This is a genomic window from Clostridium sp. AF21-20LB, from assembly GCF_003478795.1.
Lineage (GTDB): Bacteria > Bacillota > Clostridia > Lachnospirales > Lachnospiraceae > Otoolea > Otoolea fessa.
The window spans coordinates 1-13,176 of sequence record NZ_QUGD01000023.1 but is presented as its reverse complement, the minus strand read 5'-3'; the positions used below and the strand labels follow the sequence as shown (position 1 = coordinate 13,176).

The 13,176-nt window shown below is 49.4% G+C and carries 14 protein-coding genes; 7 read left to right on the top strand and 7 right to left on the bottom strand.

All coding sequences use genetic code 11. The features are described from left to right. Positions 1 to 155: 155 nt before the first annotated feature. Positions 156 to 1,307: a M20/M25/M40 family metallo-hydrolase gene (locus DWX76_RS10940; protein WP_118570675.1), complete on the bottom strand. Its 1,152-nt coding sequence runs from the start codon at positions 1,305 to 1,307 to the stop codon at positions 156 to 158. A gap of 270 nt (positions 1,308 to 1,577) precedes the next feature. Here DWX76_RS10940 and bsh point away from each other — a divergent pair, with 270 nt between their 5' ends. After that, positions 1,578 to 2,552 (top strand): choloylglycine hydrolase, encoded by a 975-nt coding sequence (gene bsh, locus DWX76_RS10935; protein WP_118524016.1) that lies wholly within the window; start codon positions 1,578 to 1,580, stop codon positions 2,550 to 2,552. A gap of 150 nt (positions 2,553 to 2,702) precedes the next feature. Here bsh and DWX76_RS10930 read toward each other — a convergent pair whose 3' ends face one another. The 6 genes from DWX76_RS10930 to DWX76_RS10905 are packed head-to-tail and all read right to left on the bottom strand — an operon-like array spanning position 2,703 to position 7,664. Next, positions 2,703 to 3,605, bottom strand: coding sequence for a TIGR03943 family putative permease subunit (locus tag DWX76_RS10930; RefSeq protein WP_118570674.1), 903 nt, complete (start codon positions 3,603 to 3,605; stop codon positions 2,703 to 2,705). After that, on the bottom strand, positions 3,602 to 3,919 hold the full coding sequence (locus tag DWX76_RS15170) for a permease (RefSeq protein ID WP_182429776.1): 318 nt from the start codon (positions 3,917 to 3,919) through the stop codon (positions 3,602 to 3,604). The genes DWX76_RS10930 and DWX76_RS15170 overlap by 4 nt, the downstream gene beginning before the upstream one ends. Beyond that, positions 3,916 to 5,169 (bottom strand): permease, encoded by a 1,254-nt coding sequence (locus DWX76_RS10920; protein ID WP_118570673.1) that lies wholly within the window; start codon positions 5,167 to 5,169, stop codon positions 3,916 to 3,918. The genes DWX76_RS15170 and DWX76_RS10920 overlap by 4 nt, the downstream gene beginning before the upstream one ends. Next, positions 5,166 to 5,969 carry a metal ABC transporter permease gene (locus tag DWX76_RS10915; RefSeq protein WP_118570672.1) on the bottom strand — a complete coding sequence of 268 codons (804 nt, stop codon included), beginning with the start codon at positions 5,967 to 5,969 and terminating at the stop codon, positions 5,166 to 5,168. The genes DWX76_RS10920 and DWX76_RS10915 overlap by 4 nt, the downstream gene beginning before the upstream one ends. Then, entirely contained in the window at positions 5,966 to 6,631 is a 666-nt protein-coding gene (locus DWX76_RS10910) for a metal ABC transporter ATP-binding protein (RefSeq protein ID WP_118570671.1), read from the bottom strand. The genes DWX76_RS10915 and DWX76_RS10910 overlap by 4 nt, the downstream gene beginning before the upstream one ends. Before the next feature lie 16 nt (positions 6,632 to 6,647). Further along, on the bottom strand, positions 6,648 to 7,664 hold the full coding sequence (locus DWX76_RS10905) for a metal ABC transporter substrate-binding protein (RefSeq protein ID WP_117796637.1): 1,017 nt from the start codon (positions 7,662 to 7,664) through the stop codon (positions 6,648 to 6,650). Positions 7,665 to 7,914: 250 nt separating this feature from the next. Between DWX76_RS10905 and DWX76_RS10900 the strand changes: the two genes are divergently transcribed. The 6 genes from DWX76_RS10900 (at position 7,915) to DWX76_RS10875 (ending at position 13,044) form a co-directional block, all read left to right on the top strand. Then, positions 7,915 to 8,352: a Fur family transcriptional regulator gene (locus tag DWX76_RS10900; protein WP_117796636.1), complete on the top strand. Its 438-nt coding sequence runs from the start codon at positions 7,915 to 7,917 to the stop codon at positions 8,350 to 8,352. A 115-nt stretch (positions 8,353 to 8,467) separates the two neighbouring features. After that, a complete protein-coding gene (locus DWX76_RS10895) occupies positions 8,468 to 8,908 on the top strand; it encodes an FKBP-type peptidyl-prolyl cis-trans isomerase (RefSeq protein WP_117796635.1) in 441 nt (146 codons plus the stop codon). A gap of 153 nt (positions 8,909 to 9,061) precedes the next feature. Beyond that, positions 9,062 to 9,511: a MarR family winged helix-turn-helix transcriptional regulator gene (locus DWX76_RS10890; RefSeq protein WP_117796634.1), complete on the top strand. Its 450-nt coding sequence runs from the start codon at positions 9,062 to 9,064 to the stop codon at positions 9,509 to 9,511. Continuing rightward, positions 9,504 to 10,862, top strand: a complete 1,359-nt coding sequence (locus DWX76_RS10885; RefSeq protein ID WP_118570670.1) for an MATE family efflux transporter — start codon at positions 9,504 to 9,506, stop codon at positions 10,860 to 10,862. Before DWX76_RS10890 ends, DWX76_RS10885 begins: the two co-directional genes overlap by 8 nt. 317 nt (positions 10,863 to 11,179) lie before the next feature. Continuing rightward, positions 11,180 to 11,698, top strand: a complete 519-nt coding sequence (locus tag DWX76_RS10880; protein WP_117796632.1) for an Hsp20/alpha crystallin family protein — start codon at positions 11,180 to 11,182, stop codon at positions 11,696 to 11,698. Positions 11,699 to 11,856: 158 nt separating this feature from the next. Beyond that, positions 11,857 to 13,044: a DnaJ C-terminal domain-containing protein gene (locus tag DWX76_RS10875; RefSeq protein WP_118570669.1), complete on the top strand. Its 1,188-nt coding sequence runs from the start codon at positions 11,857 to 11,859 to the stop codon at positions 13,042 to 13,044. Positions 13,045 to 13,176: the final 132 nt, after the last annotated feature.

Below are 13,176 nucleotides of genomic sequence, written 5' to 3'. Positions count from 1 at the left end.
GACAATTTCTTACGAAATCATTACGATAAAACTCTCTGTATTTTTGTTGAAATTTTGTTCGAACGGCTATATTTCTATTTGAATAAAATAATAAAGCCGTTCGACTATATTTTATGCTGCATATCGTCAAACGGTCTTATCAACACTTGTGAGGTTTACTCTATACCCGCTTCTTGCCCCTGCGTAATCAGTTCCGCGATCAATCTCGCCCCATTCACAATATCCCCCACCTTCGCATACTCCCGCACGGAATGAACATCGTACATACCGCAGGAAAGCACCGCGCATGGGATTCCGTGCTGCATCATCGTGTTTCCGTCGCTGCCGCCGAAGGTGCTGCCGAATTTCGGCTCGATTCCCAGGGTGCGGCAGGCCCCGGCAAAATGAACTGCCACCGGCGAGTCCGGTTCCAGATGGAAGGCTTTGACATGGAGGCGGTGTGTGAAGGAAAGCTCTGCCCCCGCCTCTTTGACGGCGGTTTCAAAGACATGGCGGACATCTTCCAGGGTCTCTATCGCCTTTTCATGGCTGTAGCTGCGGATCTCGCCCCGGCAGGTGCAGAGTTCCGGCACTGCATTCACGACCGAGCCGCCCGAAATCAGCCCCACATTCAGGGTTGTCTCCTCATCCACATGTCCCAGCCGTAACGCGGCGATCGCGCGGGCCGCAGTCTGGATCGCATGAATGCCTTTCTCCGGCTCAAATCCAGCGTGCGCTGCGCGCCCCTTGACTGCCGCCTCAAAGGAAAGGATCGTCGGTGCCTGCAGGATCGCTGTCCCGACTGGTCCAGTTACATCCAAAACGTAAGATTCCTTCGCTTTCATCTGGCTGAAATCGAACTCCGAGCTTCCTCTTGTAAACGGCTCTTCCGCCGCCGCAAAGAGGATCTCGATATCCCGGTGCGGGATTTCTGCCTCCTGCACGGCACGGATGCCTTCTAAGATGGCGATTACCCCGGTCAGATCATCCGCGCCAAGCACGGTGGTTCCATCCGAAGTGATGGTTCCGTCCTCATGAAAAACCGGCTTCTTTCCGATTCCCGGCGCGACCGTGTCCATATGCCCGGACAGCAGGATCGGCGTGCCAGACATCCCGCCCTTTAACGTTCCAAACAGATTTCCCGCATTGCCTCCTATTTTCTCGGCTGTGTCATCTTCCTTTGCCTGGATTCCCAGCTCTGCGAGCTTTTCCTTCAAGCGATCCGCCATCTCGCGTTCCCCGAAACTTTCTGAGTCGATCCGCGCCAGCTCATCAAATTCAGCGCGGATGCGGGCTTCGTTTATCTGGATTCTATCTGTATCAGTCATGAGTGAATCCTCCTGTGAAAAATTTATATGCCTATCATTTCTATCTGTTTTTATCCCTTATTATATACCCAGACAAAACATCTGTGAAGCGGATTAATTCTACTTTTAATTTTTCTATATTTTTCTCAAAAATTTGATATACTAAATATATTAAAAAACAGCAAGATTCACTTTCACTTTTACAGTAATACAATTGAATATAGAGTATGCAACAAATAGGCCGGCGCAATCTGCCCCACACACTTTGAAACAGAAAAAGGAGAAATGACCATGTGTACAGCCGCAACTTACAAAACCGCCGATTTCTACTTCGGCAGAACCTTAGATTATGAATTTTCTTACGGGGACGAAGTAACCGTCACACCTCGCAACTATCCACTTACTTTCCGCCACGCAAGCGCGGTTTCGACCCACTATGCCATCATCGGCATGGCACATGTGGCGGGGGATTATCCGCTTTATTATGATGCTTTTAATGAGAAGGGGCTTTGCATGGCGGGACTGAATTTCGTCGGCAATGCCTCCTACCAGAAGCCGCAGGAGGATCATGACAACATCGCACAGTTTGAGTTCATCCCCTGGATTCTCAGCCAGTGCGCGTCCGTGAAAGAGGCTCGCGTCCGCCTCGCCCAGATGGTACTGACCGACACTCCATTCAACGAGCAGTTTGCCCCGGCGCAGCTTCACTGGATTCTTGCCGATAAAAATGAATGCATCGTCATCGAGCCGATGGCGGACGGACTGCATATCTACGACAATCCGGTGGGTGTCCTGACAAACAATCCGCCGTTCCCGCAGCAGCTGTTCTCCCTCAACAATTACATGAACCTGTCCCCGAAGCAGCCGCAGAATACATTTTCTGCCGATCTGCCGCTTACAACCTACAGCCGCGGCATGGGCGCTCTCGGACTTCCGGGAGACCTCTCCTCCGCTTCCCGGTTTGCACGGGTCGCTTTTACAAAATCAAATGCCCGCTCCGGCGCATCCGAGCTAGAAAGTGTCAGCCAGTTTTTCCATATCCTAGGTTCGGTTGACCAGCAGCGCGGATGCTGCGAGGTCTCCGATGGAAAATATGAAATCACACTCTACACCTCCTGCTGCAACGCGGATAAGGGGATTTACTACTACACGACATATGAAAACCATCAGATCACGGCAGTGGATATGAACCGGGAGAACCTGGACGGGGAGACTCTTTCAAGATTTCCGCTGGTACAGGGGGAACAGATACGGTGGGAGAATTAGGACGAAGCATTTTCTTCTATCCTCTTCTTCACGCATGGCAGGCAGCCCACCGTATGAAGACTCCGGACACACGTTCCTATAAAGCAAAAAGCAGGGAGAGGAAATATTCCGCAAACATTTCCTCTCCCTGTTCAAGCCGAACGGCCGACATCAATAAACCGGATATACGTATTCATCCTCTGCCGCCTCTGCTTTTTCTACCTTCAAGACCTGAATCTCCATTCCTTTCTCTTCATCATAATGATAGGTTCCTGTGACTGTCACCCATTCATCCTGTGAAAGAGTTTCCGCCTGATCCCAGATACACAGCGGTCCGCAGGGCTGCAGATCTGCCACACAGCAGCTCATCAGCATACGGATCAAGCCAAACTGCCCCACTGTGAGTGTATCATCCCGGTAAACAGTTCCATGCATCTGGATTTCATATCCTTCGTACATCTCCGGATAATAGCTGAGCTGCACCAGCCACGGATAAAAACTGGCATCATCCACGACAATCCGCCTGTTTTCTGTATCCAGCCCAGGAGGCGTTTCGATCCTTTCTGAATCTTCCTGTGCTCCTGCTGTTTCATCTATATTGCCGCCCTGTGTTTCTTCTAGGGATTCTGTCCCGTCATCAGACGAGCCGGTATACATATCCGCTGCCTGTGTCACTGCCGCTTCACTCTCGCCAGACACAGCCTGCTTATCCGTCTTCTCATTCTGTCCGCTTTCTTCTCTCGGACGCCCCGCCTGTACCAGTCCCTGGCTGGAATAGGACATATTCCCCGATGCCCCCAGCGCCTGATATGGCAGCTGCAGCGCCATGAGTGGGATTAGAAGAACCAGCGTCCGGTTCAGATGCTGCCGGTATTCCGGTATCCCGGTCCGGGCAAAGCAGGAAAATGCCCAGACTGCCATTACCAGCGCCGCAAAATACAGATACCCTTTCATCCTGGGAGTCACAAAGAGAAGATACTGGCCTGTATACGCCATCCAGAAGAGTTTCAGTCCAAAGAGGAGGCTTATCACTGCCTCAATGAGTGCCCCCGGATTGATATAATGCCTTCTCATCCTGCCATTCCTCCTCCCAGAAGTCCTGCTGTAAGCACCACTCCAAAGCAGACTGCAAATACCGTAAGCGCCAGCCTGACAATAAACGATGCTTTAAAATATCCTCGCAGCATCATCACGTTTTTGATATCCATCATGGGTCCAAATACGAGAAATCCAAGAAGCGGAACCGTTGAAAAAGTTCCCGCCATGCTTCTCGCCACCACTGCATCCGAGGACGAGCACAGAGAAAGCAGAAATGCCAGCAGAATCGCCGCAAACAACGCCACCGGAAGGCAGGAAGCCCCCCATTCTTTTAAAACTCCCAGATTCACCGCCTGAAACAGGTGGATACCGCAATTCCCACAACCAGATACCTGGCAACCGAGTAAAATTCCATGCGGGCATGCCACAAAAATTGTTCTGCCCTGCCCAGCCTTCCGCTTCTGCTCTCCCGATAGCAGCCACAGGTACAAAATGAAGTGTTTCCAGCTTCTCCTTTCAAATAATCCGTCGGTTTCCGGATGAAAAAGCTGGTGCCAATCAAAAAGGAACAGAGGATTCCCAGACCGGTCCGGTAAAAAACTGCCCGAAAACTCCCATTAAAAGCATAATACGTTGAAAGAAGTACAACGGGATTTACAATTGGTGCTGCCGTCATAAAACAGATGGCAGCCGGAAGCGGAACCCCTTTTTTCAGTAATCCTTGGAAAACAGGGATCGACGCACAGTCACACACCGGCAAAAAAAATCCGGCTCCAATTCCCATTCCCATCGCAAAGACCGGATTAGACGGAAATATCCGCTCCAGAACCCCTACCGGAATGAAGACCTGAATGGCCGAGGAAATCAGGACACCCAAGAGTAAAAATGGAACCGCCTGCAAAAACACTCCCATAAAAATAGTAAAATAGCGGATCAACGGCACGCCTCGCTGTTCTGCCAGTGCCACTACCATCAGTAAAAAACAGGCAAGCAGCGCAAAAGCGAGCCATTCTAACAGCGGGCTTCCCTTCTGTTTTCCCAATTCATCCAACAGGGCTTCTTTTGAATATTCCCAGACTTCTGTCGATGGCGCCAGTGCTTTGCACATATGCTCCAACTGCTTTACCGCGTTTTCATCTTCCGTATTTCTCAAGTAAATCACATCACTAGAAGCTACCTGTGAAATCGGACCTTCCCCGGTCTGTCCAAGCATCATTCCCGCCATTTCCACATCTGCCAGATACATTACCCTTTCGATATGAATCCTTCGTCGGAGCGCATTGGACAGGAGAAGCTTCTCCAGTGTTCCAAAACGTTCCATTCCGTTCCACTCCACCCAGATCTCTTCATAGCGGTGGATTTCAAGCTCCACCTCCACTCTGTCTGCTACCTCTTCCAGATGTGTCTCCAGCTCATCCCGATCCCAGCTCCGGATTTTCCAACTGCACCTCTCTGCCTCCTTTGTATCCAGTACCTCTTCTCCTTCTTCAAACTGAAAAATCAGTACATTCCGGCAATGTCTGAGACGAAGACTATTTTCTATCAGTTTCGTCTTTCCGCTGCCCAGAAACCCTTCTACGATATAAACCGGTGTTGTCATCGTCCCATCTCCTTTCCTTTGATTCCAAGAGCTGCCACAAAGCACGCGACTTCCAGAAGTACAATTGTACCACCCGGTTTTGTTCCCCAATAGTACGAGATAAACAATCCAAGAATCGTTGTCCCGACCGCTGCCAAAACAGACCACAGAACCGTCATCCGATAACTGTTTCCCATCTGCATTCCAAACGCTACCGGAACCACCAGCATCGAAGAAATAATTAAGGTTCCCACGGTTCTTGATGCGATCGATACGGTACATGCTGTTAAAACAGTAAATAGAAAATTCACCTTACGCACCGGAACTCCCGAGATTCTGGCTGCATTTTCATCAAATCCTATATAAAAAAGTTCCTTCCGAAATAAAATAAGAAGCAGCAGTACCGCTGCGCTGACAGCACATACCCCCAAAAGTTCCGCTGTGCTGATTGACACGATACTTCCAAACAAAAAGCTGTTAAAGTTAGCACTGTTTTTAACAAATCCGGACAATACTCCGGCAAGACCTATTCCAGCAGACATAACGATCGCAATCGCATTTTCTGAATACCGGGGAAGACGACGCCGAATCGCCTCAATTGCCAGCGCTGCCACCACACAGATACCGCCTGCTCCGGCTACCGGGTTGATTCCAAACAGCATTCCGATCGCTACCCCTGCTAAAGAAGCATGGGCCAGTGCATCTCCCACCATCGACATCCGTTTAAGTACTACCGTCATGCCAATCAGCGGCGTAATAACAGCCAGCAAAATTCCTACTAAAAATGCCCTCTGCATAAATCTATACTCGAAAATACTCATTTTTCCTCTACCCCTCCTTCTTCCATCTTAAAAAAGCGATTTGCTCCGGAAAATACAGCTTGATTTCCGTGGGTAATCAAAAAAATTGTCATCGCCTCTTCTTGATTTCTGCGTTTTAATACCGCTGCCAACTGCCGAAGGGACTCCTGATCCACTCCGACAGCCGGTTCGTCCAGAAGGAGAAGCTGAGGTTTGGAAATCAACACACGTGCCAACATAACCCGTTGCTGCTGGCCACCGGAAAGTTCCCCTATCCGCCGGTTTAACGCATCTTTCATTCCCATTTCTTCCAATGTCCGGCATATTCTTTCCTTTTTATCTTTAACAGCACACTTTTTCCAGAATGGATGATACATTCCGGTTTCCATGATTTCCTCCACCGTTGCCGGGAAAAATGCGTTGCGGCTGGTTCCATTTTGCGGCATATAGCCGATGCGGATTCGATGAAGCGCTGCTGTCAAAGAATCACTTCCTGCTATCACAACCCTTCCTTTTGCCGACTCCAACTCTCCCGACAATACTTTCATCAATGTGCTTTTACCGCTTCCATTTTCCCCTGTCAGCACTGCATAATCGCCCTGCCGGATTGAAAAATTTAAATTATGTAACACTCTGCGGTTCCCATATTCAAATGAAAGATGATCTACATCCACTATCTTCATGCCCGCTCCCTTTTCTTTACTGATTCAGTGCTTCCACCAATGTCTCAAGATTTGATTCCATTACAGAAAAATAATCCGCCCCTGCTTTTAATTCCTCATCACTAAGCCCTTCTAATGGATTTAACATCTTTGTCTGCGCTCCGATTTCTTTTGCAATCGTTTCCGATATCTTCGGACTTACCAGCTCCTCAAAGAAGATGGTCTTAACCTGATGTTTTTTTGCAAAATCCACAATCTCCTTCATCCGGGCTGCATCCGGTTCTGAATCTGCGGATAATCCTTCGATTCCGCTCTGGTTTAAACCGTATGCCTGGCACAGATACCCAAATGCCTGATGTGCAGCTATCACATCCCGTGTTTTCACATCCGATAATTTTTCCTGATACTCTGCATCCAGATCATCCAGCTTCTTCGCATAGGTCTGGTAGTTTTTCTCATAATACTCCTGATGATCTGGATCCGCTGATACAAGTGCATCTTTTATATTTTCCATTTCCTTCTTCGCATTTTCCGGCGCTAACCACACATGGGGGTCATAGGTAATCTCTTCTGCATGCTCATCCTTCTCTCCGTTTTCTTCCTCCTCATGCTCTGAGCCTTCCAGCAGATCAATTCCCGTAGATGCTTCCACCGCAATCAGGTTTTTATTGTCCAGCGACGTAAGCACATCGGCAGCCCAGTGCTCCATTCCGGCTCCGTTGTATATAAAAATATCTGCCTCTTCCAACTTCTTGATGTCAGAAGCTGCCGGTTCCCAGTCATGAGGTTCCGTTCCCGCCGGCACCATATTCGTCACCTCCACCCGATCGCCGCCTATCTTTTGGGCAAAATCATACATCGGATAAAAGCTCGCCATGACCTTTAACTTGTCTCCATCGATGCTTATTACATCCGTCTCTGTTTCCCCGCTTCCGTCTTTCTCCTCCTGTTCGGTCTCTATATCGGACGATTCCACCGCCCTTCCGGCACAGCCCGTCATCCACACGAGTGCAGAGATTGCTATCATTCCCATAAACACACTTTTCTTTTTCATTCTGTCTGCTCCTTTCAGCTGTAGGTTATCGCATAGCATTTGCAGAAGCACCTGCCTGTCAACAGCAGGCTTTGTGTCTTCTGCTCTACACATTAATAAATGCAAGTAATTTGCGTTTATTAATATAGCACCCTTTTTTTACATCGTCAAGATTAATTTGCAAATGAGTTGCATTTTATTCTTATGCGGCTTGACGCTTCCTCCCTTCACCGCTAAAATAGGAGCTAACAGACAAAGGAGATATTGCCGTATGACTTCGATCCGAAAACCATATACAACCAAAACAAGGACTGAGATTCTCGAATACCTGAAAGAGCACGCTTCCAGCACGGTAAGCGTTGCCGATATACAAAATTATCTGAAAGAAAAACGGGCAGAAACCAATACTACCACCATTTACCGATTTTTAGACAAACTGTGCCGAGAGCACATCGTTATCAAATATCCAGATGCTGAAAATGACAAAGCCGTTTACCAATATGCCGGAGAAGGTGCCCACTGTATGGAGCATCTTCATCTTAAATGTACCCGCTGCGGACGCCTGTTTCACCTTGACTGCGATTTCATGGATGAACTCCGTCAGCATCTCCTAGAAGAGCATGGCTTTCTGCTCCAATGCAGCGGTGATCTGCTGCATGGCCTCTGCCAGGAATGCGCCGCCAAAGAAGGTTCTGAAAAAGAGCTTTAATGTTCCTGCATTTTTTAGTATACTGGTAGCATATGCACACGAATTTACCGGAAAACGGCCGTTTGAGGCGGATTTTCCCATTACCGCATATCAATATCTTTTGGAGGATTTTATCATGTCTGAAATCACAGGACGCAATGTCGGCAAAACCTGCCGCACTCATTACAAAGGAACCTTTAATGACGGAACACAGTTTGATTCTTCCTACGATCGTGGCGAACCCCTTGAGTTTGTCTGCGGTGCCGGTCAGATGATCAAAGGCTTCGATGCCGCTGTCGCTGATATGGAAGTAGGCGAGATGAAAGAGATTCACCTGATGCCGGAGGAAGCTTACGGCATGCCGGATCCGAACGCCATTTTGGAACTGGAGATCGCTAAACTGCCAGGTTCCGAGGAACTGGAAGTTGGACAGCAGGTATACTTAACCAACCAGATGGGACAGCCGTTCCCGGTCAAGGTTATCGCAAAGAATGAGGTAAATATCACGTTTGATGCCAATCATGAGATGGCTGGTAAGGAGCTTAACTTTAAGATTGAGCTGGTTGAAGTAAAATAACCGTAACACAACTGCCCTTACATTATAACAACACGCGCCGTCAGCGCCCATCCCGGGAGCTGGCGGTATTTTTTCTTGACAAATTCTCACTCCTCCACTATAATTACTCACGGTAATTATCACAAGTAACTATTTGATAAGGAGACTTTCCATATGACCATCGAAACAATCAAGCGGATGTTGGACGCCTGTTATCAGGGCAAACGAATCCGGGATATGCTTCCGCCGCTGCCGAAGGGAGTCACTTCCTCCTATATTCAATATCTGGATGTCATCCAGTCGCTGGAGCGAAACGGCATCCATGTAAAAATATCGGACATCAGCGATGCGCTGAACCTGCCTCGCCCAGGCGTGACCCGGACTGTCAAGGAGATGGAAGCGGGCGGTTATCTCCAAAAGAAAACCTCGCAGAACGACGGGCGTGTTACCTACATTTCCATCACCGAAGCGGGCAGGACGCTCTCACAGACGTATGACACCGAATACTTCAGCGCGCTCGCCCCGTCTTTAGACACCATTACTGAGGAGGACGCCCGCCAGATGATTCAGACGATGGAGACATTTTATCAGATTATGTGCAAACGGAGGGATTCCCATGAATAATGATAAAGCTGATTTTACACAGGGCAGTATCCTGAAAAAACTGATCGCTTTCATGATTCCGGTGCTCGGTGCACTGATTCTGCAGGCGGCATACGGCGCGGTCGATCTGCTGGTGGTTGGACGGTTCGGTTCGACCTCCGGTCTTTCCGCCGTTTCGACGGGCAGCCAGGTCTTAAACCTCGTCACCTTCGTCGTAATTCAGTTCGCTATGGGTATCACCGTTTTGATCGCCTGCTATCTCGGTGAAAAGAAACCGCAGCAGATCGGCGCAGTTGTCGGCGGAGCTTCGATTGTATTTACGATCATTTCCGCCGTTTTATTCGTCGTCATGGTCTTTTTTGCCCGCCCGATCGCCATTCTCATGCAGGCACCCGAGGCGGCGGTGGATCAGACCGCCAGCTACATCCGCATCTGCGGAGGCGGCATTTTCTTCATCGTCGCCTACAACCTGCTGTCCTCCATCTTCCGCGGGCTCGGTGACAGCCAGTCACCGCTTCTCTTTGTCCTGGTTGCCTGCATCGTCAATGTGATCGGCGACCTCGCACTGGTAGCTGGTCTTCATATGGACGCCGCCGGTGCCGCCATCGCGACCGTCTCCGCGCAGGCGCTCAGCGTTATTTTCGCGATTATTCTTTTAATTAAGAAAACTCTGCCATTTACGATCACCCGGCACGATTTCCGCTTCAACACCCAGTGTCCGAAATTTCTTTCCATCGGACTGCCGCTGGCGCTTCAGGAATTTTTAACCCAGCTTTCCTTCTTAGCCCTGTGCGCCTTTGTCAATCGACTGGGACTGGAAGCGTCCTCCGGTTACGGTGTAGCATGCAAAATCGTCAATTTCGCCATGCTTGTCCCGAGCGCCCTGATGCAGTCGATGGCTTCCTTCGTCTCCCAAAACGTGGGGGCAGGGAAAGTCAAACGTGCCAGGCACACCCTTTTTACGGGAATCGGCGTCGGTCTGTGCGTCGGCTGTATCGTCTTTACCCTGGTTCTCCTAAAAGGCGATGTCCTGTCCGGCTTCTTCTCGACGGATGCGGCGGTCATCCAGAACAGCTATGATTACCTGAAAGGATTCGCACTCGAGTCCATCGTGACCGCGGTTCTGTTCAGCATGATCGGATATTTCAACGGAAATAACCAGACACTTTGGGTTATGACACAGGGACTCATCCAGACACTTCTGGTGCGTCTCCCGCTAGCGTATTTCATGAGTATCCAGCCGGATGCCAGCCTGACCAAGATCGGTCTCGCAGCCCCCGTTTCTACGATCGTCGGCATTGTACTAAATATCGGATATTATATCTACTGGACCCGGAAACAGCAGCACCCGCCAGTAGAAGAAATCATATAAAAACACAGGAACTGCTCCGTAACAGGCAGGCACTTTCAGAGCGAAGGTGTCTGCCTGTTATCGTCACGGCACTTTCGGTTTCAAAAGTGCCTATCCTTGAATAATTGCGCTGTTCACAAATTCTTCACAAAAAAATTAGCACTCACCTCTTGACAGTGCTAATTATGTGTGTTATATTACAGTTAGAACAAGGGAGAGGAACAAGGAAATGAGAACAAACTTGTTGCCGCCGATGTTTTCACATAGATGTTAAGATGTTACTGGGCACGTATGCGTGAACAGTAACGTTAAGATAATACGAAAAGGAGAGATGACTTATGTATATGCCGAGTATTTTTAATAATAGTGTATTTGATAACTTTGATAACTGGATGGATTTTTCCTTCCCAAGCTTTAACCAGAGACTGTATGGTGCTTCCTCTTCCCAGCTGATGAAGACGGATGTCAAGGAAACCGATAAGGATTATGAAGTTTCCATCGACCTGCCGGGCTTTAAGAAAGAAGAGCTCCAGATTGAACTAAAAGATGGTTATCTGACCGTCAGCGGTTCGAAGGAAGTTTCTTCCACGGAAGAGCCGAAGGAAAATCAGAAGGATGCCAAAACCACAGAGTCGGATGCTTCCAAGAAAGATGATAAAGCCGAGCAGAAGCCGGTTAAATACATCCGTCAGGAACGTTACAGCGGAAACGTAAGCAGAAGCTTCTACGTCGGCGAGAACCTAGAGGAAAAGGATATCCATGCCAAATTTGAAAATGGCACTCTGACCCTGACCTTCCCGAAAGAGCTGAAAAAGAAAGCAGCTGAAGAGAAACATTTCGTTTCCATCGAAGGTTAATAATCAGATAGGCAGCTGCGGCTCACACATTGTGTTGCCAGCAGCCAGATAGCTTCAGGAGCTGTCGCAGGAATGCGGCAGCTTCTATCATACCCAATCTTTTATCATAACCTAAATAATTGAAACTTAAATCACTGCATCTACGGAGGTGATAATCAATGGCAGAGAAAAGAGACTATTATGACATACTGGGGATAAAGCGGGACGCCAGTGCGGAGACGATCAAAAAGGCATTCCGGAAACTTGCCAAAAAGTATCACCCGGATTCCAATGCCGGTAATCCCCAGGCAGAGCAGATGTTTAAGGATGTCAACGAAGCCTATTCGATCTTAAGTGATCCAGAAAAGAAGAAACTCTACGATCGCTTCGGTCACGCCGCATTTGACCCGAACAGCGCCGCATACGGCGGAGCTGGCGGTGCCGGCGCTTCTGGAAATGGTCCATTTGGCTCCGGCTTTGGCGGTACCGGTCAGGGCGGTTCCTGGCACTATCAGAGCGGTCCGGGCGGTTATGCAGAATACCATTTTACCGGGGATGACATGGACGATATGGGTGACATTTTTGGAGATATGTTTGGCGGCATGTTCCACGGCAAGAGTTCGGGCGGCAGTTCCCGCAGCCGACATTTCACGGGCGGTTCCGGGTTTGGCAGCTCTGGGACTCATTTTACCGGTGGCTCCAGTTTTGGCGGTTCTAGCGCTCATTTTGGCGGCGGGTCTGGCTTTGGCGGCTTCGGCGGCAGTCAGGGCTTTCACAGCGCCGATTTCCGTGAGAAAGGTTCTGACCTCACGTCCGATGTAACCATAAGCTTTGATGAAGCCGTATCCGGCTGCGAGAAGCTCATCACTCTGCAGAACCCACAGACCGGCAAGCGCCAGTCTTTACAGGTTCACATCCCAGCGGGCATCGATACCGGTAAATCTATCCGTCTGAAAGGAAAAGGCATGCTGGGAACGGGCGGCGGCGAGGCGGGCGATCTTCTTTTAAATATTACCGTCACCGCGAAACCGGGATGGGAGCGCAACGAGATGGATGTTTACTCGACCGTCCGCATTCCGTTTACCACCGCAGTCTTCGGCGGTGAGGCGCTGGTTTCCACCCTGTACGGCAATGTCCTGTGCAAGATCGCAGCCGGGACGCAGTCGGGAACCAAGATTAAATTAAAGGGAAAAGGCATTGTTTCCATGAAGAATCCGTCCATCCATGGCAATCAGTACGTGACGGTCCAGATCGATGTCCCGAACCATCTGACCCCCGAGGCAGAACAGAAACTTCGCGAATTTGAACACGCCTGTGGACTGGATAAAAATGGTCACGGCGGACATAACGGCAGGAGCGCAGCTTGACGGCTCCTGCCGTTTTTATCTCAGTCGAGAAGACTCCCACCTCTTCAGGTGGTGAGTAATAGCAAATTTGTCTCAGTGGGAGTTGGGTCTCCGACTGAGATAAACGCTCCGCGAGGATGCGCAGTGATTCTG

Coding starts and splice junctions, on each gene's coding strand:
- DWX76_RS10915 (WP_118570672.1), bottom strand. CDS start 5,969: ATGAGTATTTTCGAGTATAGATTTATGCAGAGGGCATTTTTAGTAGGA.
- DWX76_RS10880 (WP_117796632.1), top strand. CDS start 11,180: ATGTATATGCCGAGTATTTTTAATAATAGTGTATTTGATAACTTTGAT.
- DWX76_RS10920 (WP_118570673.1), bottom strand. CDS start 5,169: ATGACAACACCGGTTTATATCGTAGAAGGGTTTCTGGGCAGCGGAAAG.
- DWX76_RS10905 (WP_117796637.1), bottom strand. CDS start 7,664: ATGAAAAAGAAAAGTGTGTTTATGGGAATGATAGCAATCTCTGCACTC.
- DWX76_RS10930 (WP_118570674.1), bottom strand. CDS start 3,605: ATGAGAAGGCATTATATCAATCCGGGGGCACTCATTGAGGCAGTGATA.
- DWX76_RS10900 (WP_117796636.1), top strand. CDS start 7,915: ATGACTTCGATCCGAAAACCATATACAACCAAAACAAGGACTGAGATT.
- DWX76_RS10885 (WP_118570670.1), top strand. CDS start 9,504: ATGAATAATGATAAAGCTGATTTTACACAGGGCAGTATCCTGAAAAAA.
- DWX76_RS10910 (WP_118570671.1), bottom strand. CDS start 6,631: ATGAAGATAGTGGATGTAGATCATCTTTCATTTGAATATGGGAACCGC.
- DWX76_RS10940 (WP_118570675.1), bottom strand. CDS start 1,307: ATGACTGATACAGATAGAATCCAGATAAACGAAGCCCGCATCCGCGCT.
- DWX76_RS10875 (WP_118570669.1), top strand. CDS start 11,857: ATGGCAGAGAAAAGAGACTATTATGACATACTGGGGATAAAGCGGGAC.
- DWX76_RS10895 (WP_117796635.1), top strand. CDS start 8,468: ATGTCTGAAATCACAGGACGCAATGTCGGCAAAACCTGCCGCACTCAT.
- bsh (WP_118524016.1), top strand. CDS start 1,578: ATGTGTACAGCCGCAACTTACAAAACCGCCGATTTCTACTTCGGCAGA.
- DWX76_RS10890 (WP_117796634.1), top strand. CDS start 9,062: ATGACCATCGAAACAATCAAGCGGATGTTGGACGCCTGTTATCAGGGC.